The sequence below is a fragment of the Streptomyces sp. NPDC048270 genome (genome assembly GCF_040652335.1).
Lineage (GTDB): Bacteria > Actinomycetota > Actinomycetes > Streptomycetales > Streptomycetaceae > Streptomyces.
Map to the genome: position 1 here is coordinate 147,113 of NZ_JBEZLV010000011.1, position 20,439 is coordinate 167,551.

Below are 20,439 nucleotides of genomic sequence, written 5' to 3' on the forward strand. Positions count from 1 at the left end.
GGCGGACGATGCACACCACCGAATGGGACGCGGGCGACCGCTTCATGCTGCGGGTCGCGGGGCTGCCGCTGTCCGCGGTCGACGGCCTGCGCGCCGCTGACACCCGCCGCTGGGCCCAGGACGTCCTCACCGCCGAGGCGGGACTGAACGAGGGCGCCGAGCGGATGGGCGACGTGCTCCACACGGCCGTCGGGGCCACCGACCCGGCACCGGACGGGCCGGGCGCGGCCCAGCGCCGCGCCCTGCTGCGGCTGCGCCGCCAGATCCACAACGGCCGGCTGCCGTCCCGGCCCGACGCGTCGACCGAGACCGCCGTCGAGGCCGTCGCCGCCGTGGACGAGGGCGCCGCCGAGCAGCTGGCCGGCTGGCTGCACCGGCGCCGGCTGCTGGACAAGCTGCTGGCCGAGGGCCCGCCGCTGCTCACCGCGGACCTGGCGCGCAACCGGGCCGCCCTGCGGGAGCTGGTGGCCGACGACCGGCTGCGGCTCGGCCTGCTGCTGGCCTCTCCGGTGCTCGAAGCACAGCTCGACGGCTACGCGCGCACCGCGGGCGAACCGAACGGGCGGGCCCGCAAGGCCGAGCGGTCGGTGCTGTCGTACGTGTACCGCACGGCCTGCAAGACGAGCCCGTTCAGCACCTTCACCGGCGTCGCGACCGGCCGCTTCACCGAGGACGCCGCAGCGGGCGGGATACGGGTGGCCGACGCCTGGAGCAGCCACGTGCGGCTCAACGTCGTGGTCCTCGCCCGCCTCGCCGAGCTGATCCTGGCCGACCCCGTGCGCCGCCGGGACCTGCCGCTGCGCCCGGCCTCGGGCTGGGGCCGCGAGGAGGACCGGATCCGCTACGTGCGGCGCTCGGTCACCGCGGGCGACGACGCGGCCGCCGTCACCTTCGACGCGGTCAAGGACCGGCTGTTCTTCCTGCGCCGCAGCGGCACCCTCGACCGCCTCCTCGGCCTGTTCGCCGAGCGGCCCGAGCTGCGGCACCGGGAGCTCGCCGACTGGCTGGCCGCCGAGCACGCCGCCGACCCCGCCGACTGCGAGGCGTACGTCTCCGCCCTCCTGCAGCTCGGCATCGTGCGGGTGCCCTGCCTGGACACCGAGGTGCACAGCACCGACCCGCTGCGCTCCTTCCAGCAGGCGCTGGCCTCGCTGGAGCGGCCCTGGGCCGACCGGCTCGCCGCCCTGCTCGACGCACCCGCCGCGGCCCTGGCCGACTACCCGGCGGCCGGGCCCGCGGAACGGGCCGGGCTGCTGCGGGCGCTGCGCTCCGGACTCCACCGGGCCCAGGAGGAACTCGGCGCACCGGACGCGGCCCTGCCGCAGACCCTCGTGTACGAGGACGTGAGCGCGGGCCGCGAGCTGCCCTGCCCGCCCCGGGACTGGTCGGCGCTGCGCTCGGTCGAGCGGATCCTGCCCGCCTTCGACCTCACCTTGACCCAGCGCGTCACCTTCGAGGGCTTCTTCACCGCGCGCTACGGCGCCGGCGGCCGCTGCGAGGACCTCCTGGGGCTGGTGCACGACTTCCACGAGGACTTCTTCGACCAGTACCTGTCGTTCACCGCCCGCCGCAGGCCCTTCGACGAGCACGGCGACTACGTGCCGGAGGAGAACTGGCTGGGCCTGCCGGGCATCCGGGCCGTGGACGCCGCGCGCCGGGCCTTCATCGGGCGGATGCGGCAGGCCTGGGCGGCGTACGAGGGCGCGCGGGCCGCCGGCCCGGGCCCGGCCGTCCTGCGCCTCGAGGAGCCGGACCTGGCCGCGGTCGCGGACGAACTCGGCCCGGTGGCAGCCCGCTTCGCGCCCCGCTGCCACCACCTCCAGCTCGCCCGCGACCCCGCCGACGGCAGCCCGCTGACCGTGCTGAACCGCTCGTACGGCGGACTGTCCTTCCCCTTCAGCCGGTTCACGCACGTCTACGACGGGACGGACGCCGGCCTCTCCGCGCAACTGCGGGCCACGGCGGGCACGGTGAGCCCGCCGGACGCGGTCTTCGCCGAGGTCACCGGCGGGCCGGTCACCACCAACCTGAACCTGCACGGGCGGCTGACCGACTACGAGATCGTCTGCCCCGGCGAGAGCGGCACGCTTCCGCCCGACCGCCGGCTGCACCTGGACGACCTGTACGCCGAACACGTGCCGCAGACCGGACGGGTGGTGCTGCGCTCGCACCGGCTGGGCCGCGAGGTGATCCCCGTCTACCTCGGCTACCTGGTGCCGCTCGCGCTGCCCGCGATCCCGCGCACGCTCCTGCTGCTGTCCCCGTCGTCGATGTCCCCGCTCGACGTGTGGGCGGGCGTCCCCGAGGGCGAGGCGCGCGACCACGTCACCGCGCGGCCCCGGGTGGTCCACGGCGACGTCGTGCTCAGCCGCCGCAGCTGGACCACCACGGCGGGCCGCCTGCCCGTCCAAGGGGCCCGGGAAGCCGGGCACTTCCTCGACTGGCAGCGCTGGCGGCGCGTTCACGGCCTGCCGGAGCAGGTGTTCGCGACCGTCTCGGCCGGCCCCTCGGCCGCGGGAGCCAAACCGCAGTACGTCGACTTCGCGAGCCTCCTCTCGCTCGCCGCCTTCGAGACGCTGCTGCGCGATCCGGCCCACCGGGTCGTCTTCCGCGAGATGCTCCCCGACCCCGGCGGCCTGCACGTGCACTCGGCGCGCGGCGCGCACGTCGCCGAACTGGCCGTCGAGACCTTCACCACGACCGTCGGGGCCCGGCGGCGGCAGGAACCCGCGGAACCCCCGGCAGACCAGGAAGAGCAGGAAGACCAGGAAGGCGGCACCCGATGTCCGAGCTGACCCCCTCGACCGGCGCACAGGACCGGCCCCGCGGCGACTGGCAGGCCCTGCACGTCTTCTACGCCGCCAACCCGCAGCCCCTGCTGGTGCAGTGCGTCCGGCCGCTGATCGCCGAGCTCAGCGCCGACGGGCTGCTCGCCGGGCACTTCTTCATCAACTACTGGCTGGAGGGCCCGCACGTGCGGCTGCGGCTGCGCCCGGCCACGCCCGAGGCCGGACCCGAGGTGCGGCGCCGCGCCGAGGAGGCCGTCGCCGCCTTCCTCAAGGCCCGCCCGGCCCTGTACGAGGTCGATTCCGGATTCCTCAACGAGTTCTACAACACGCTCTTCGACATCGAGTTCCCGGACGGCGACCGGGCCGCCTTCATGGGCGCCGACGGCCGGATGAACCTGCGTCCGAACAATTCGTTCTCCGTTGAACCGTACGAACCCGAATACGGAAAGTACGGCGGCCCCGCGGGAGTCGAACTCGCCGAATGGCATTTCGCCCGCTCCAGCGATCTGGTCATCGACGCCCTGCACCGGATGAACCTGCACCTGCGGACCGTCCTGCTGGGCACCTCCGCCCAGCTGATGATGGTCATGGCGGGCGTCTTCCTGCCCGACCGCGAGGAACTCACCGGATATCTCGACCGGTACTACGACTTCTGGCACCAGGCCTTTCCCGGTACCGGCTTCATCGGATCCGAGGAGTACGACCGCACCTACGCGCAGACCGCGCCGGGGCTCGGCCGCCGCTTCGCCGCCGTCCGCGAGGCCCTCGCCTCCGGGGAGACCGGCCGGCTCCCGGCCTTCCTCGCCGGGTGGGCGGAGCACTGCCGGGAGCTGCGCGGGCGCGCCGAGTCGCTCGCCGTCGCCGGGGACCTGGTCTTCCGCTCCTGGGACGGCACCCGCGACGAGCAGGTGACGGACCCCGCCCAGGCCCTGCCGCTGCTGCTCTCCCCGTACATGCACATGACCAACAACCGGCTCCACGTGACCATCCGCGACGAGGCGTACCTGGCCCATCTGCTGGGCCGGGTGCTGCGCGAGGGCGAGGTCCCGGCCGAGGGCGCGGCGGTCACCCCGTGACCGGCTCCCCTCCCGCGCCGAGCCCGGCGGGACTGCTCGGCCACCGGCCAGCCCTGCGGCCCGAGGTCCTGCTGTCCGCGCCGCTGCTCGACGGGCCGGCGACCGTCCACCTGGTCAAGGACCCGGTGTCCGGAGCGTCGTTCGAGATCGGGCCCAAGGAGTTCTTCCTCGTCTCGAGACTGGACGGCTCCCGCAGCCTCGCGGACATCGGCACCGAGTACGCGCACGCCTTCGGCAAGCGGCTCGGCGAGGGCAACTGGCAGCAGCTGCTGGCCCTGCTCGGCAGCCGGAGGCTGCTCGCCGGCGGCCCGCCGCCGCCCGCACCCGCACCGCGCGGCAGACCGCTGGAGGGCACCCTGGCCCGCGGTACGCTGCGCCTGGTCGCGGACGCCGACGCCACCACGGCCCGGCTGCACCGCGCCCTGCGCCCGCTGCTGCACCCGGCGGTGCTCGCGGCCCTGCTGCTCGGCTGCCTGGCCATGGAGGCCGTGCTCGCCGCGTCACTGGGCGAACTCGCCGACGCGTCGGGATGGCTGCTGCTCCAGCCGGCCCCCCTGATGGCCGTGGCCACCCTGATGTGGCTGAGTACGGCCCTGCACGAGTTCGCCCACGGCGTCGCGGCACGCCATGTCGGCGGTACCGTGGGGGAGATCGGGCTGCGGTGGCGGCTGCCCGTCGCCCTCATGTACTGCACCGTCGACAACTACCGCTTCCTGGCGCGGCGCCGGCACCAGCTGGCGGTCGCCGCCGCGGGCGCCTTCGCCAACCTGCTGTTCCTGCTCCCGTTCTTCGGCTGGTGGGCGGCGCTGCCCGAGGGCGACCCCACCCGGCGGGTGCTCGCCGCGCTCCTGCTCCTCGGCAGTGCGCAGGCGCTCGTCAACCTGATCCCGCTGCCCCCGCTGGACGGCTACACGATGCTCGGCCACGGCCTGCGCGTGACCCGGCTGGCGCCCGCCAGTTCGGGATACCTGCGCCTGCGGATGCGGGACCGGGCGGCGGCCCGTGCGTACCCGCCGCGGGCCCGCCGGCTCTACCTCGGATACGGCATCGGCTCCGCCGCCCTCGTCCTGCTGCTGGCGGCGGGCCTCGCCGGAGCCGTCTGGTACGCCCTGACCACCTGACCACCTGACCACCTGACCCCGAGACCCGCACCACCCCCAGGACCGGCGAGACGCCCCGTCCGAAGACAGGCACGACAGACACAGAGGGACGCACGACCCATGACAACTGACAGCACCCAGCCGCCCGACTCCCCGGCCATCGCCGTCCAGGACGTACACAAACGCTACGGCGACCGCCGGGCGGTGGACGGGGTGTCCCTCGACGTGCGCCGCGGCGAGTTCTTCGGACTGCTCGGCCCCAACGGGGCGGGCAAGACCACCCTCATCGAGATCATGGAGGGACTGCGCCAGGCCGACGACGGCACCGTCCGCGTCCTCGGCCAGAGCCCCTGGCCGCGCAACACCGCCCTGCTGCCCCGGATGGGCGTGCAGACCCAGGCCTCGGCCTTCTTCGTACGGCAGAGCGCCCGCGAGCACCTCGTCACGGTCGCGGGCCTGTACCGCTGCGACCCGGCGGCCGCCGACCGCACGCTGGAGAGCGTCGGACTCACCGAGCAGCGCGACGTCCTGGTCGAGAACCTCTCCGGCGGCCAGCGCCAGCGCCTTGCCATCGCCTCCGCCCTCGTCCACAGCCCGGAGCTGATCTTCCTGGACGAGCCCACCGCCGCCCTGGACCCGCAGGCCCGCCGCGACCTGTGGGAGGTGCTGCGCGCCCTGAAGAGCGAGGGCCGCACCATCGTCTACACCACCCACCACCTCGACGAGGCCGAGGCGCTCTGCGACCGTGTCGCGATCCTCGTCGGCGGCAAGGTCGCCGCCCTCGACTCGCCGCACCGGCTGGTCACCGCGGCCGGCGCGCCCTCGCGCCTGCTGCTGCCGGCCGGCCGGCTCGGCGTCGAGGAGGCCGCGGCGCTGCCCGGCGTGGACCGGGCCACCCTCCAGGGCGGCTCGCTGGTCCTGGAGACCGCGGCCCCGGGCAAGGTGCTCCAGGCCGTGGACGCGCTCACCGGACTGGACGGGGTGATGACCCGCACGGCCACGCTGGAGGACGTCTACCTCGAACTCACCGGCGCCGCACGACCCGGCCCCCAGGCCGGCCCCACCACGCAGACGGAGTACCAGGCATGAGCGCATACACGGCCCTGACCGCCGCCGGCTACCGGGCGCAGGTCCGGGACAAGGCCACCCTCTTCTTCACCTTCGCCTTCCCGCTGCTCTTCCTGGTCGTCTTCGGCCTGATCTTCAGCGGGCAGGACGTGGAGGAGACCGGCCGCCCCTACATCTCGTACATCGCCCCCGGGGTGATGTCCTGGGGCGTCGCCAACGCGGCCGTCTTCGGCATCGCGTTCACGCTGATGCAGTGGCGGCGCGACGACCTGCTGCGGCTGATCCGGCTGACGCCGACCCCGCTGACCACCGTGCTCGCCTCGCGGTACGTGCTCGCGCTGGCCGTGGGCGTGGTGCAGGCGGCGGTGTTCATCGCGGTGGCGATGCTGCCCGGCTTCGGCCTGGTCCTGGACGGACGCTGGCCGCTGGTGCTGCCCGCCCTCGTGCTCGGGATCACCGCGTTCCTCGCCATCGGCGTGATCGTCGGCACCTACGCGAACACCCCGGAGGCCGTCGCCGCCATCGCCAACTGCCTGATGGTGCCGATGGCGTTCCTGTCGGGCTCCTTCCTGCCCCTGGACATGATGCCGTCCTGGCTCCAGTCGGTCTCCCGCGTGCTGCCGCTGCGCTACCTGAACGACGCCGCGACCGGCGCCCTGACCGGCACCGGCTCCCTCGCCGCCATCTGGACCGGCTGCGCGGCGCTGCTCGGCTTCGCCCTCCTCTTCGGCGCGATCGGGCTGAAGACCTTCCGCTGGAGCAACCGGACATGACGACGACCCCGGCCCGTCCGCTCGCCCCCGACGGGACGCCCCTGGAGGCCGCCCGGCGCGGCCTCGCCGAGGCGCTGGAGCCGCTCGGCGCCGTCGTGGTCACCCTGGGCGTGCACGACGCCCTGGGCCCGCGCCCGGCCGACCCGTTCGCGGCGGTCCGGCCGGGCGCGAGCGTGCACCTCAGCGCGCGGGAGGTGCTCGTCGGCCCCTGGGGCGGCGACGGCACCGCCCCGGCCTGCGGCCAGTGCCTGGCCATGCGCCGCCAGCGGCTGCGCAGCCGCAGCGAGCGCGACGCGCTGGAGACCGGCCGCGGACCGGGCACGCCCGCCGGCCCCGAATGGCCGCGGCTGTCCCCGTACGCCCACGACGCGGTGTACGCGCTGCACGAGGCCGTCCACGGCGGCCGGGTGACCGCCCCCGCCGGCGAGGCGGCCGACCGGGCACTGCCCCAGGTGTCCCGGCTGGACCTGGAGACACTGCGCATCCGGACGTATCCGCTGCTGGCCGACCCGCTCTGCCCGGACTGCGGCCCGCGGGGCACCGGTGCACCGGAGCCGTTCGCGCCCGTGTCCCGGCCCAAGCCCGACCCCGGAGCCCAGCGGCTGCGGGCCGCGTCCTCCTACCCGATGCCGTACACGGCGCTGGCCAACCCGGTGACGGGGGTGCTCGGCGGCGGGACCTGGCTGAACGTCACCTCGCCGACCACCGCACCGGTCGCCGGGAGCGTCTTCATGCGCGGCTACGCGGGACTGACGGACGTCACGTGGAGCGGGCAGGCCAACAGCTTCGCCGCCAGCCGCGACCTCGCCCACCTGGAGGGACTGGAACGGTACGCCGGCACCCACCGCCGCACCGGTAACACGCCGCTCACCGCCTCGTACACGGAACTGGGCGAGCGGGCCCTCGACCCGGCCGCGTGCGGGTTCTACCGACCCGAGACCTACCGCGACGACCCGCTCGTCTCCCCGTTCGACCCGGACCGGCCGATCCCGTGGGTGTACGGGCACTCGCTGCGCGACGACCGCCCCGTCCTGGTCCCGGCCCGGCTGGTCTACTACAGCGCGGGCCTCGACGCCGACAACTTCGTCTTCGAGTGCTCCAACGGCTGCGCCATCGGCAGCTGCCTGGAGGAGGCGCTGCTCGGCGCCCTGCTCGAACTCGTGGAGCGGGACGCGTTCCTGATCGCCTGGTACGCCGGACTGCCGCTGACCGAGATCGACTTGGCGACCGTCCCGGGAACGGCGGTGCGCACGATGGCCGACCGGGCGGCGCTCCAGGGGTACGACGTGCACGCCTTCGACAACCGCATCGACCTGGCGGTGCCGGTGGTGACTGGGCTCGCGGTGCGCCGCGACGGCGGCCCGGGCCTGTTCTCCTTCGGCGCCGGGGCCGCGCTCGACCCGGCGCAGGCGGTGGAGGCGGCCCTGTCGGAAGTGCTCACCTACATCCCGCACCTGCCCCGCCAGGTGGAGGAGCGGCGAGGTGAACTGGAGGCGATGGCAGCGGACTTCAGCCGCGTACGGCATCTGAAGGACCACGCCCAGCTGTACGGGCTGCCGGCGATGGCGGAGCACGTACGGCCCTACCGGGAGCCGGTGGCCGTACGCGCGATGGACGACGTCTACCGGTCCTGGACGGACCACGGGCGGCCGCGCACCGGCGATCTCCGCGACGATCTGCAGTGCTGCGTCGACGAGTTGACCCGGGCCGGGCACGATGTGATCGTCGTCGACCAGACCACGCCGGAGCAGCGGCGGATCGGGCTGCGCACGGTCTGCGCGGTGGTGCCGGGGCTGCTGCCGATCGACTTCGGCTGGTCCCGGCAGCGGGCCCCCTCCATGCCGCGGCTGCGGACCGCGCCGAGGCGGGCCGGACTGCGGGAGGCCGACCTCACCGCCGCCGAGATCCGCAGCGTCCCGCACCCGTTCCCCTAGGCCGGCCCGCCGTCCAGCCGTCCCCCGCACGGGCGGATGCCCCGGTCCCCGCGTGGGCGAGGACCGGGGCATCCGGCTGTCCGCGGCCTGGCGGATCAGGCGGAGCAGGAGGTGGTGCTGGTGGTCGAGGAACAGGTCGAGGTGGAGCTGCAGCTCGTGGAACCGGCGAGCACGACCTCGCTGGCGTCCGAGTAGTCGGAGATCTCGAAGGTCTCCGACTCGAGCTCCAGGATCTCGTCCGCGAGCGAGGCGAGGGGCGACTTCTCCATGATGACTCCTTCTGGGGCGGGGCCGGCACCGGGCTGTGCTGTGCCTGCACCCATCAGAACCGGTCGCGCCGTCACCGGACCCCGCGAGCCGCTGACACTCCGCTGACACGAGGTGACAGCACCCTGCCGTTCCCGTTCCCGCCGCCCGGGCGGATCATGGCGGCATGACCGGCCACGCCTCCGCACCGCTCGCCCGACTGGACGCGCACCTGCGCGACCTGACGACGTTCTACCTGGAACTGCACCGGGATCCCGAGCTGTCGGGAGCGGAACGGCGCACGGCGGACCGCTTCGCGGGCCGGCTGGAGGCGGCGGGGTACGCGACCATGCGCGGCATCGGCGGACACGGCGTGGCCGGAGTGCTGCGCAACGGCGAGGGGCCGACCGTGCTGCTGCGGGCCGAACTCGACGCCCTGCCGGTACGGGAGACGAGCGGGCTGCCGTACGCGGCCGACGGGGAGGCCGCGCACGCCTGCGGGCACGATCTGCACCTGGCCGCCGCGGCCGGCGCCGCCGCCCTGCTGGCCGGGTCGCCGCAGTCCTGGCGCGGCACCCTCGTGGTGGCCGGCCAGCCGGCCGAGGAGACGCTGGAGGGGGCCCGGGCGATGCTCGCCGACGGCCTCTACCGGCGCTGCGGCCGCCCGGACGACGTACTGGCCCAGCACGCGGCGCCGCTGCCGGCCGGAATGGTCGCGCACGGGTACGGGCCCATGACGGCCGGCAGCGTCACCTTCCGGGTGGTGGTGCACGGCCGGGGCGGGCACGCGGGCGCCCCCCACCTCGCGGTGGACCCCGTGGTGGCCGCGGCCCACGTGGTGACCCGGCTGCAGACGGTGGTGGCGAGGGAGGCCGCCCCGGCGGAGCAGGTGGCGGTCACGGTCGGCTCCTTCAAGGCCGGGGACCGGGCCAACGTCATCCCGGACCGCGCCGAACTCGCCCTCACCGTCCGGGCGGTGAGCGAGGCCTCGCTGGCCCGGGCCGCCGCGGCCGTGGAGCGCATCGTGCGCGCCGAGTGCGCGGCCGCGGCCTGCCCCCGCGAACCGGAGGTCGTCCGGCTCTCCGCCTCCCCCGTCACCCACCCCGATCCCGGCCTGACCGCCGCCGTACGGGAGGCGCACGCGGCCGAGTTCGGCGCCGAGCGGGTGGCGATGTGGCCGCCCTCGCTCGCCACGGAGGACTTCGCCCTGTTCGGCGACGCGGGCCTGGACGTGCACGGCGAGCGGGGCGTCCGGCTCGGCTACTGGATGCTGGGCACGGCCGGCCCGGCCGCCTGGTCCCGCGCCCCGGGCACGACGGCGGCCGAGAAGCTGGCCGCCCTGCCGGCCAACCACGCCCCGGACTTCGCCCCCGACGTCCGCACCGCCCTGCCGGCGGGCATCCGGGCCCTGACCCGGGCGGCGCTGGCCCGGCTCGGCTCCCCGTGAGGCCCGCCCGGCGGCGGACCGGGCCCGGCGCACCCGGCCCGGCCGGTCAGGCGGAGTCCTTCAGGCTCTGGGCGGCCCGGGCGGCGGCCTGCTCGAGGGCGAGGCACTCCGCGTACACCGGAAGCAGACCGGCGTCCCGCGCCTCGGCCAGCGTCGGGGCCACGCCGTCGCGGTCGGAGACGATGCGCGGGACGTCCTGCGGGACGGGCAGCCCCAGCTCGGGGTCGAGCACGGAGATCGCCAGCTCGTGCTCGGCGACGTAGGGGCTGGTCAGCAGGTACGAGACCACGGACTCCTCGCCGAGGCCGACGAAGGCGTGCCCGACGCCGACCGGGAAGTACAGGGCCTTGAAGGTCAGCGGGTTCAGCCGGACGGCGTCCCACTGGCCGAAGGTCGGCGAGCCCACCCGGATGTCGACCACGATGTCGAGCACCTCGCCCTGCGGGCAGTACACGTACTTGGCCGTACCGGGGGGCGTCGTGGTGAAGTGGACGCCGCGCACCACCCCGCGCCGGGACCTGCTGTGGTTGCTCTGCGCCACGCGGAACGCGGCCAGGCCGGTCGCCTCGGCGAAGCCGGCCTCCTGGAACGGCGAGACGAACAGCCCCCGGTCGTCGGGGAAGACCCGCGGGGTGAACTCGAAGGCGCCGTCGACGGCGAGTTTGCGTGCTTCCATGTCGACTCCTGGTCATCGGGGGCGAGCGGGGCGGGGCGCGCCGGGGCGGCCGCGGCGCCGCGGGGTCAGACCTTCAGCAGGACCTCGCGGACGGCGGCGATCACCCGGTCCTGCACCTCCGGTGTGAGCGAGGGGTACATGGGCAGCGAGAAGATCTGCCCGGCCAGCTCCTCGGTGACCGGCAGCGAACCCTTGGCGTAGCCCAGGTGCGCGAAGCCGCTCATGGTGTGGACCGGCCAGGGGTAGCTGATGTTCAGCGCGATGCCGTGGCCCTTGAGGGCCTCGAGGATCGCGTCCCGGCGCGGATGGCGGACCACGTAGACGTAGTAGACGTGCTCGTTGCCGTCCACGACCCCGGGCAGCACCAGCTCGGTGTCGCCGAGCCCCTCGGCGTAGCGTTCGGCGACGGCCCGCCGCGCGGCCACGTAGGAGTCGAGCCGGCGCAGCTTGCGGCGCAGGATCTCGGCCTGGAGCTCGTCCAGCCGGGAGTTGTGGCCGGGGGTCTCCACGACGTAGTAGCGCTCCTCCATGCCGTAGTAGCGCAGCCGGCGCAGCCGCGCGGCGGTGTCCTCGCCGGAGGTCAGCACCGCCCCGCCGTCGCCGTAGGCGCCGAGGACCTTCGTCGGGTAGAAGGAGAAGGCCGCCGCGTCGCCGGCGGATCCGGCCACCCGGCCGTTCCGGCGGGCGCCGTGCGCCTGGGCGCAGTCCTCCAGCAGCCTCAGGCCGCGGGCGGAGGCCAGCCGCTCCAGCGGTGCCAGGTCGACGCACTGGCCGTAGAGGTGGACCGGCAGCAGCGCCCGGGTCCGGCCGGTGATCGCCGCCTCGACCTGCCCGGTGTCCATCAGGTAGCTGTCCGGGTCCACGTCGACGAAGACCGGGGTCGCCCCGACCGCGTCGATGGCGAGCACCGTGGGCGCGGCCGTGTTCGAGACGGTGACCACCTCGTCGCCGGGACCGACGCCGAGGGCCTGCAGGCCGAGTTTGACGGCGTTGGTCCCGTTGTCCACGCTCACGCAGTGCCCGGCGCCGTGGTAGGCGGCGAACTCCTCCTCGAAGCTGCGCATGCTGGCACCGAACACCAACTGCCCCGACCGGAAGACCGAGTCGACGGCGTCGAGCAGGTCCGTGCGCTCGTTCTCGTACTCCTGGAGGTAGTCCCACACCCGGATCGTCATACGTGTTCCGTCCGTTCTGTCCGTACGGTGCCCCTGCCGGGACCGGCTGGGGCCGGGGGTCGTGCGGGGTGCGCGCGCCCGGTCCGCCTCAGGCGCGGGCGCCGGCGAGCGCGGCGACGGTCTCCCGCAGGGCCTCCTCCAACGGCACCCGGGGCTGCCAGCCGGTGGCCTCGCGGAACGCGGTGGAGTCGATGGTGACGCTGTGGAAGTCGGTGGCCGGGGCGTGCGCGGGGGGCGGGGTGGAGAGCACCGGCACCGGGGGCCGGCCGGTCCGGTCGGCCACGAGCCGGGCGATCGTCCGAAAGACGTCCCCGAGCGGTTCGCCCCGTCCCGAGCCGAGCAGCCAGTGGCCGCCGACCAGCGGGTCCGGCCGCTCCACGGCCGCCAGGAAGGCGGACGCGACGTCCTCGACGCACACCAGGTCGCGCCGTACGGTGCCGTCGTGCCACAGGGTGAGCGGCTCGCCGGCGAGCGCGCGGCGGACCATGAACGACACCACGCCCCGGTCGTCCGCCCCGGGAGCGGCGGCGGGGCCGAACACCGTCGGCAGCCGCAGGCTGACGCCCCGCACCGCCCCGGCGGCGGTGGCCGCCTTCAGCAGCTGCTCGGCGCGCAGCTTCTGGCGGTCGTACTCGGTCTCGGGGCGGTCCGGTTCGCTCCCGTCGATCGGCTCCGCCCGCGGCAGCCCGGTCTGCGAGGCGGCGCCGGAGTAGAGGACCAGCGGCGGCCCGCCGTCCGCCCGGCGGCCGCCCAGCACCTCGACGAGGGCGCCCATCACCCCGACGTTGACGGACTCGGGGCTGGCGCCCGTACCGGCCGCGCGCCAGCCGTCGCTGTGGCTGACCAGCGAGACGACCACGTCCGACCCGTCCACTGCCGCTGCGAGGGCCCGGGAGTCCGTGAGGTCGGCGGTGCGGACCTCGGTCCGGGCGGCGCCCGGGGGCACGTTGCTGGGCCGGCGGGCCACCGCCCGGAGCCGGACCGGGAGCCGGCTGAACGCCGCGGTGACCGCGGAGCCGACGAAGCCGGAGGCGCCCAGCACCGTGATCAGCGGAGCCTCTGCGGGGAGGGGGGCGTGGGCCGTCATACCGTCTGCTTCCTTCGGGGTCCGTGGGCGCCGCCCCGGCCGGGGCGGCGACCGGTGCGGGTCAGGAGGGGGCGCCGGCCGGTGCGGCGCGCCGCCGGCCGGCCAGAGCGGTCACCGGGCGTTCCACCAGCGCGTGCAGGAGCCAGGCCAGGCCCAGGGAGAGCCCCAAGCCCAGTACGACGACGAGCAGTTCGACGCCGAGGGAGGAGGTCCACTCGGGGCCCAGGGCCTTCCTCAGCTGGGTGAGCACCAGGTAGTGCACCATGTAGAAGGCGAAGGACAGTTCGCCCAGCCGGACCCAGAGCGGCCCGCGCAGCACGGAGCTCGTGCCCCGGGCGTCGGCGGTCGCGGCGGCGGCGATCAGCGGCACCAGCCAGACCGAGGCGATGCCGCCGACGCCCAGCAGGTACGTCGAGTACGTGGAGACCACGTAGCCCGCCACCGCCAGGGCGAGGGCGGGCAGCATGCCGATGCGCACCCACTGGCCGGTCAGCACCAGCCGGGCCACCAGGATCCCGAGGACGAAGTCGAGCATCCGCACCGGCGGGAAGAAGTACACGAACCACACCTGGTGGTAGGACATCGACTCGAAGCCGGGGTACGGCAGCGCCGGCTCGTTGGAGATCACGTACCGGCCGACCAGGGCCGCGCCCGCGCACAGGGCGACCACCGTCACGGCCGCGGGCCACAGCAGCCGCCGCGGTATCCGCTCGATCGCCGCCAGCAGGAACGGGAAGGCGAGGTAGAACAGCAGCTCGCAGGAGAGCGACCAGCTGACCGGGTTGCCGGAGGAGGCGACCAGCGGGTCCGGCCACCAGGACTGCAGGAGCAGCAGGTTGGGCAGCCAGTCGGTGACGCCGAGGGCCGTGCCCGTGCTGACGGCCAGCAGGACCGCCGCCGCCAGCGTGACCAGGTGGTTGGGGAAGATCTTGGCCAGTCGCCGGCGCAGGAACAGGCCGCGCGCGGTGTCGGGCCGGTAGGACCAGGTCAGGACGAAGCCGCTGAGGACGAAGAAGAAGCCCACGCCGTAGCTGCCGCCCCGGTCCATGGCCGAGTTCAGCCATTCACCGGTGCCGCCGCTGACGAACCTGACCTCGACGAAGGAGTGGTAAAGGAAGACCAGCAGCGCGGCGGTGAACCGCAGGCCGGTCAGCGTGTCGAGCCTGGCGGGCGGCGGGGAACCCGCCGGGCCGCCGGGCGCAGGCGCCGAAGCGGTGCCCGGTCCGGCGGGCGGTCTCGGCTCGGCCAGGTCTCTCGCCGGTAGCTCGGTCATGGTCGGGTCTCCTCGGGGTGCTCGGTGGGGGAGTGGCGCGGCGGGCACCCGGCCACGGCACCGGGCGCGGGCGGGATCACGACACGCTGGGGAGGCAGGCGAGCAGGGTGCGGGCCTGGATGTTGACGTGGTGCCCGAACCGGGTCATCCGGGCCAGCTGGTCGAGGGTCGCCCACCGGTACTCGGGGGGCTGCTCGACGGGGAACCCCTCCGGGGCCTCGACGAGCATGTTGCGGCTCTCCGCCCGGTGGAAGCGGCCGCCCTCCTCGGACTGCAGCACGTCGTAGTGCACCCGCGCGGCCGGCGCCGACAGCACCTCGTCGAGGTAGCGGGAGCGCTCGCCCGGCAGGCACTGGACGGTCGGCGCCAGCTCGGGCCCGTTGAGCGACCCCGCCTCCTCGTACGCCTGCACCAGCACGTGCAGGACGCCGTCGAGCCGGGTGGCCAGGAAGGCGTGCACGGCGACCCCGGTCGGCTCCAGCAGCGGCTGGGACCAGGAGGGCACCTCGCGGTTGCCGGCCTCGACCTGCGCCCCGATGACGGCGAACGCGCCGCCCTCGCGGGCGATGCTGTCCGCGGTGCGCACCCAGCCCGCCCGCTCGGTGTCGCTGAGCGGCACCCGGCGCACCGAACCCGGCGCTCCGGCGCGCATGTCGGTCAGCCACCGGGTCAGCTCCGCGAGCGAGTGCCGCGGCCGGGCCGCCGGGCTGAGCGAGTGCAGCACGCCGGCGCCGAACCCGGTGGCGCCCGCCGGGGCGAGGCCGGCCGAGTCGACCGGGACGCAGGACAGGACGGTCCGGGAGTCCATGTTGACGACGTGCTCCTGCCGCAGGAGCAACCGGAGCTGACCGAGGGTCAGCCAGTGGAAGTCCTCGTGCGGGGCGACGTCCTCGGTGGTCTCCACCACCATGTGCCTGTTGCGCTTGTGCAGGAAGTACGAGCCGTGCTCGGACTGCAGCAGGTCCACCAGCACCTCGGCCCGGCCCGGCCGGGCGAAGTACTCCAGGTAGCGCACGACGGAACCGCCGTGCGCCTGGGTGTAGTTGCTGCGCGTCGCCTGCACGGTCGGCGACAGCTGCACGGTGTTGATGTTGCCGGGCTCCATCTTCGCCTGCATCAGGAAGTGCAGGACCCCGCCGAACTCCCGTACCAGCAGGCCGAGGGTGCCGATCTCCGGCTGGACGATGATCGGCCGGGCGGCGCCCGCCACGGGCCGGTCGCCGTCCTCCGCGCGCAGCCCCTCGATCGAGAAGAACCGGCCGGTGCGGTGCCGCAGGTTTCCGGTGCCGGCCTCCGAGTACCACTGCTCCAGCGCGTCAAAGGGGATCCGCGAGACCTTGAACCGGCGCGCGCAGCGTTCGGCGTACCAGGTGTGGAAGGCGCTCAGCGGGAAGCGCGGGCTGTCCTCGGCCGCCAGGGAGAGCATGAAGCGCTGCGCGGGGGATGGCTCCTGCACGCCGGACGGCGAGCGGCTGACCGACAGGGCCGGTGATGGCTCTTCCATGGCTTCTCCGCAGCGGGTGGGCCGGCCGGACGGCCGGGAAGGGGTCGGTGGGCAGCGGTTCTCTCGCAGGGGCTACGCCTCGTGGCGGGAGGCCGGCACGCGCGCCGAACGGTCGCGCGGCGCGAGCTCGGCGGATCCCGGGTCGGCCCCCGTCCCGGGTGCCGGCTCCGGGGGCGGCGGGGCGGGGGACGGCCGGGCGTGCCCCAGCAGGCGCAGCAGGGGGACGGAAAGGGCCGTGGTCAGCAGGGTGATGACGGTGAGGATGGCGAACATGCGCTGGTCGATGATGCCCGCCTGCAAGCCGATGCCCAGGACCACCAGCTCGGTCAGGCCGCGCGCGTTCAGCAGCACCCCCAGGCTCAGCGAGTCGCGCCAGCCCATGCCGGTCAGCCGCGCGCACAGCCCGGGTCCGAGGACCTTGGTGAGCACCGCGACCGCCAGCAGCGCGCCGCCCGCCAGCAGGGTGTCCGCGTCGAACGGCAGGGCCCCGAGGTCGACCGAGAGCCCGAACCCGAGGAAGAAGAACGGCAGCAGCAGACCCCCGGAGAACGAGGCCACCCGGTCGGCGGCCGCGTCCAGCGGAGCCGGCCCGGTGGGATAGGCCGCCCCGGCGAGGAAGGCCCCGATCACCGGGTGCAGGCCGATCACCGAGGTCAGCGCGGCCGCCCCGCACGCGAGGCAGAGCAGCAGGGCGGTGGGCGCCGCGCGGCCGCCCCCGGGCGCGGCGGTACGGTCCTCCCAGCGGCCCGCCGCCCGGCGCAGGGCCCGGCGCACCGGCCACAGCAGGAGCAGGACGACGGCGAGGCCGCCGACCGCGGTCACGGCGGGGCCCACCGTGCCCGGTCCGCGGGTCAGGGCCACCGCGATCGCCAGCAGCAGCCAGGCGCCGGCGTCCCCGACCGCCGCCGCCAGCAGGCTCAGCCGCCCGACCTGGCTGCGCGTCATGCGCAGCTCCTCCAGGATGCGGGCCAGTACCGGGAAGGCGGTGATGCTCAGGGCGCAGCCCAGGAAGACGGTGAAGGCCACCGGATCCCCGGCCGGGCCGAGGTAGGCGGTGCCGAGCGCGACGGCGGCCACCGTGCCCGCCGCGAACGGCACCACCAGCGAGGCCTGGGTGACGAGTACCGTCCGGCTCCCCGTGCCGCGCAGCCGGACCGAGGCCAGCTCCCGTCCGACCCCGAACATGAAGAGGACCAGCCCCAGTTGGGCCAGCCCGTTCAGCATGGGCAGGACACCGGCGGGGAAGAGCAGCCCGGCCGCGTCCGGGGCGATCCGCCCCAGCAGCGTGGGACCGAGCGCGATGCCGGCGCAGATCTCACCGACCACGGGCGGCTGCCCGGCCAGGACGGCCAGGCGGCCGGCGAGCCGGGCGACGCCCAGGACCACCACGACGGCGAGAAGGAACCGCAGCGTCAGGTCGGGGTGGTCGACGGCGGCGGCCCGGGCGGCGGCGCCGCCCCCGGAGGCGTCCGCCTGGCGCAGGGCCAGCAGGCTGACGATCGCCGGCACCACCGCCAGCGCGACGGCGGCGCCGATGACGCACCGTCGGCGGACGTCCGGGCTCAGGGTGTGGGGCCTCTTGGGTGCGTTCATCCGGTCCGCATCTCCCACGGTGTCCGACAGGCGAGTCAGAGCGAGAACCTAGGAGCCGCCGCAGGACGCCGGATAGGCACAATTGCGCATTCGCGGCCGCGGTCGCCCCCGGGCCGGCTCCGCCGCCGCCCGGTGCGCCTCTCCACTAGGCTGCGGCGCGGCAGACTTCCGCAGGACGGGATGGGTCGTGACTCCTCAGACGTTGACGGACCGTGAGTTGAACCGGGCGCTGCTGGCGCGGCAGGGGCTGCTGGAGCGGCTCGACCTGCCGCTGCCCAAGGCCGTCGAGGCCATCGGCGCCGTTCAGGCGCAGTACGGGCCGGCGCTGCCGGTCGCCCTGTGGACCCGGGTGCGCGGGGTCGACGCCGACAGCGTGCGCACCGCGCTGGAACAGCGCACCCTCGTGGTGGGCACGCTGCTGCGGCGCACGCTGCACCTGGTGACCCCGGCCGAGCACGCCGCGTACGCCGCCGTGGTCGTGGCCGCCGGGGACGATACCTGGCGCCGCACCCGCGGCGAGTCGGATCCGGCGGCGGACCGGTTCAGGGAGGGCCTGGCGGAGTTCGCCGCCCCCCTGGCGCGCTCCCCGCAGGAGGTCGCCGACTGGATCGAGAAGTGGGTCGCCGCGCATCCGCAGGCCATCGACGCGGACGAGCTGGAGTTCCAGCGGACCTACAAGTGGCGGCCGTTCCGCTCGACCGTGGCCGTGACCCGCTCGCCGGCCGACGGGGTCTGGGACGAGGGCGTACCGGAAGGGGTGATCGCCGCCCCCGTGCCGGCCGGCGGCCCGCCCTCGCCCGAAGCAGCGCTGCACGACGTGGTCCACCGCCACCTGCGGGCCTTCGGGCCGGCCGGAGCCGCCGACATCGCCCAGTGGGCCGGGACCAAGGTCACCCCCGTCAAGGCCCTGCTGAAGTCACTGGGGGACCGGCTGGAGGTGTTCAAGGACGAGAGCGGCCAACTCCTCTACGACCTGCCCGACGCGCCCCGCCCGCCGGCCGACCGGCCCGCGCCCGTACGCCTCCTGCCCTGGTTCGACAGCACCCTCCTCGCCTACGCGCCGAAGCGCCGGACCCGGATCCTGCCCGAGGAGCACCGGGACGCCGTCTACGCCAAGGCCAACCTGCAGCTGCGGCCGACGTTCCTGGTGGACGGGACGGTGGCCGGCGTGTGGTCGCTGGACCGCAAGCGCCGCGAGGCGGTGCTCACGCTCACCCCGCTGCGCGAGCTCCCGAGCGCCGTGACGGCCGAGCTGGTCGCGGAGGCCGAACGGCTGCTGCCGGTCTGCGTACCGGACGGCCCGGCCCACGTCGTGGTGGCCGGCTGAACGGTACCCGGACTGGGCACAACTGAGCAGCGGGCGAGCCCCGGTCGGCGGTACACACCAGGAAACCGACTGCTGAGGAGTCCTCGATGCGCGTGCTGTTCACCACGACACCGGCCCCCGGGCACTTCCATCCGCTCGTACCGCTGGCCGCCGCCGCCCGGGCGGCCGGCCACGAAGTGGCCTTCGCCACCGGCAAGTCGATGCTGCCGGCCGTCGAGGCGATGGGCTTTCGCGGTGTCCCGGCCGGACTCGGGCGCGACGGCGACGGCGACGCCGAGTTCCTGCGCGTCAAGGAGAGCGCCCGGGGCCTGGCACCGCACGGCGTGGAGATGGACCGGGTGGCGATCGCCCGCATCCTGTACGGCGTACGCACCCGCCGGATGGTCCCCGACCTGCTCGCGCTGGCGAAGGACTGGCGGCCCGACGTGATCGTGCGCGACAGCTACGAGGTGGGCGGCGCCGTGGCCGCGGAGGTCCTCGGGGTGCCCCACGCGGCGCTGGACACCACCCCGCTGTACGACATGGCCCCGCTCCAGGACCTCATCACCGAGGAGCTGGCGCTGGCCCGCGAGGAAGCGGGGCTGGCCCCCGACCCCGAGGAGCGGATGCTCCACCGCCACCTCCACCTGTGCTGCGCCCCGCCCGGCTACCTCTACCCGGGGCAGTACCGGCCGCGGACCATGCGGGCCCTGCGCCCGATGCCCTTCGACCGGGCACAGGACGAGGAACTGCCCGCGTGGGTGGCGCAGTTGCCGGACCGGCCGACCGTCTACGTGACCTTCGGGACGATCGCCAACCGGTGGGTGCCGGGTGCCTTCCCCGGACTGTTCGGCCAGGTGCTCGCCGCGTTCGACGGGGAGCCGGTGAACGTCATCGCCACCACCGACCGGGACAGCGACCCGGCCGAACTCGGTCCGCTGCCGCCGAACATCAGGGTGGAGCGCTACATCCCGCAGAGCCTGCTGCTGCCGCACTGCGCGCTCGCCGTCACCCACGGCGGCTTCAACACCGTGGTGGGCGCGCTGGACGCCGGAGTCCCGCAGGTGGTCATCCCGTTCCTCGGGGACCACCCGGACAACGCGCGGCGCGTCGAGGAGCTGCGCATCGGCCGCACCGTCGACCCGGCGACGCTGACCCCGCGGGCGGTGCGCGCCGCGGCGAACGAGGTGCTGGCGGACGGGACCTTCAGGGAGAACACCGAGCGCCTGCGGGCCGAACTGCGCGACCTGCCGGGGCCGGCCGAGGCGGTCGGGCTGCTCGAGCTGCTGGCGGCGGGCGGGAGCCTGCCGCGGGACTGACCGCCCTGCCGTCCGCTGTCCCGCCCGTTGGGCGGACGGCCGCAGGCCCGTGACCGCGTCCCGGTCACGGGCC

16 protein-coding genes are annotated in these 20,439 nt (G+C 74.9%); 9 read left to right on the top strand and 7 right to left on the bottom strand.

All coding sequences use genetic code 11. From position 1 onward, the window contains the following. Positions 1-8: 8 nt before the first annotated feature. From AB0D66_RS13020 to AB0D66_RS13045, 6 genes are all read left to right on the top strand, one after another. Positions 9-2,795: a lantibiotic dehydratase gene (locus AB0D66_RS13020; protein ID WP_362301120.1), complete on the top strand. Its 2,787-nt coding sequence runs from the start codon at positions 9-11 to the stop codon at positions 2,793-2,795. Further along, a complete protein-coding gene (locus tag AB0D66_RS13025) occupies positions 2,783-3,865 on the top strand; it encodes a lantibiotic dehydratase C-terminal domain-containing protein (protein ID WP_362301124.1) in 1,083 nt (360 codons plus the stop codon). Before AB0D66_RS13020 ends, AB0D66_RS13025 begins: the two co-directional genes overlap by 13 nt. After that, positions 3,862-4,986, top strand: a complete 1,125-nt coding sequence (locus AB0D66_RS13030) for a peptidase M50 (RefSeq protein WP_362301127.1) — start codon at positions 3,862-3,864, stop codon at positions 4,984-4,986. The genes AB0D66_RS13025 and AB0D66_RS13030 overlap by 4 nt, the downstream gene beginning before the upstream one ends. 99 nt (positions 4,987-5,085) lie before the next feature. After that, positions 5,086-6,054, top strand: coding sequence for an ABC transporter ATP-binding protein (locus tag AB0D66_RS13035; protein ID WP_362301130.1), 969 nt, complete (start codon positions 5,086-5,088; stop codon positions 6,052-6,054). Continuing rightward, positions 6,051-6,806, top strand: a complete 756-nt coding sequence (locus tag AB0D66_RS13040) for an ABC transporter permease (protein WP_362301133.1) — start codon at positions 6,051-6,053, stop codon at positions 6,804-6,806. The genes AB0D66_RS13035 and AB0D66_RS13040 overlap by 4 nt, the downstream gene beginning before the upstream one ends. Continuing rightward, positions 6,803-8,740: a TOMM precursor leader peptide-binding protein gene (locus tag AB0D66_RS13045; protein WP_362301136.1), complete on the top strand. Its 1,938-nt coding sequence runs from the start codon at positions 6,803-6,805 to the stop codon at positions 8,738-8,740. The genes AB0D66_RS13040 and AB0D66_RS13045 overlap by 4 nt, the downstream gene beginning before the upstream one ends. Before the next feature lie 95 nt (positions 8,741-8,835). Here AB0D66_RS13045 and AB0D66_RS13050 read toward each other — a convergent pair whose 3' ends face one another. Beyond that, a complete protein-coding gene (locus tag AB0D66_RS13050) occupies positions 8,836-9,009 on the bottom strand; it encodes a thiazolylpeptide-type bacteriocin (RefSeq protein ID WP_007268044.1) in 174 nt (57 codons plus the stop codon). Between the two features lie 164 nt (positions 9,010-9,173). Here AB0D66_RS13050 and AB0D66_RS13055 point away from each other — a divergent pair, with 164 nt between their 5' ends. Next, positions 9,174-10,433, top strand: a complete 1,260-nt coding sequence (locus tag AB0D66_RS13055) for an amidohydrolase (RefSeq protein ID WP_362301140.1) — start codon at positions 9,174-9,176, stop codon at positions 10,431-10,433. A 46-nt stretch (positions 10,434-10,479) separates the two neighbouring features. Here AB0D66_RS13055 and rfbC read toward each other — a convergent pair whose 3' ends face one another. The 6 genes from rfbC to AB0D66_RS13085 form a co-directional block, all read right to left on the bottom strand. After that, a complete protein-coding gene (gene rfbC, locus AB0D66_RS13060; RefSeq protein ID WP_362301143.1) occupies positions 10,480-11,109 on the bottom strand; it encodes a dTDP-4-dehydrorhamnose 3,5-epimerase in 630 nt (209 codons plus the stop codon). 65 nt (positions 11,110-11,174) lie between these two features. Further along, a complete protein-coding gene (locus AB0D66_RS13065; protein WP_362301146.1) occupies positions 11,175-12,284 on the bottom strand; it encodes a DegT/DnrJ/EryC1/StrS family aminotransferase in 1,110 nt (369 codons plus the stop codon). 88 nt (positions 12,285-12,372) lie between these two features. Beyond that, on the bottom strand, positions 12,373-13,371 hold the full coding sequence (locus AB0D66_RS13070; RefSeq protein WP_362301149.1) for an NAD-dependent epimerase/dehydratase: 999 nt from the start codon (positions 13,369-13,371) through the stop codon (positions 12,373-12,375). A 61-nt stretch (positions 13,372-13,432) separates the two neighbouring features. Further along, positions 13,433-14,644 (bottom strand): acyltransferase, encoded by a 1,212-nt coding sequence (locus AB0D66_RS13075; RefSeq protein ID WP_362301152.1) that lies wholly within the window; start codon positions 14,642-14,644, stop codon positions 13,433-13,435. A gap of 76 nt (positions 14,645-14,720) precedes the next feature. Further along, positions 14,721-16,148: an NDP-hexose 2,3-dehydratase family protein gene (locus AB0D66_RS13080; protein ID WP_362301155.1), complete on the bottom strand. Its 1,428-nt coding sequence runs from the start codon at positions 16,146-16,148 to the stop codon at positions 14,721-14,723. A gap of 72 nt (positions 16,149-16,220) precedes the next feature. Next, positions 16,221-17,741, bottom strand: a complete 1,521-nt coding sequence (locus tag AB0D66_RS13085) for a cation:proton antiporter (RefSeq protein ID WP_362301158.1) — start codon at positions 17,739-17,741, stop codon at positions 16,221-16,223. 187 nt (positions 17,742-17,928) lie between these two features. Here AB0D66_RS13085 and AB0D66_RS13090 point away from each other — a divergent pair, with 187 nt between their 5' ends. Both AB0D66_RS13090 and AB0D66_RS13095 read left to right on the top strand, forming a co-directional pair. Then, entirely contained in the window at positions 17,929-19,068 is a 1,140-nt protein-coding gene (locus tag AB0D66_RS13090) for a winged helix DNA-binding domain-containing protein (protein ID WP_362301161.1), read from the top strand. 86 nt (positions 19,069-19,154) lie between these two features. Continuing rightward, positions 19,155-20,366, top strand: coding sequence for a glycosyltransferase (locus AB0D66_RS13095; RefSeq protein WP_362301163.1), 1,212 nt, complete (start codon positions 19,155-19,157; stop codon positions 20,364-20,366). Positions 20,367-20,439: the final 73 nt, after the last annotated feature.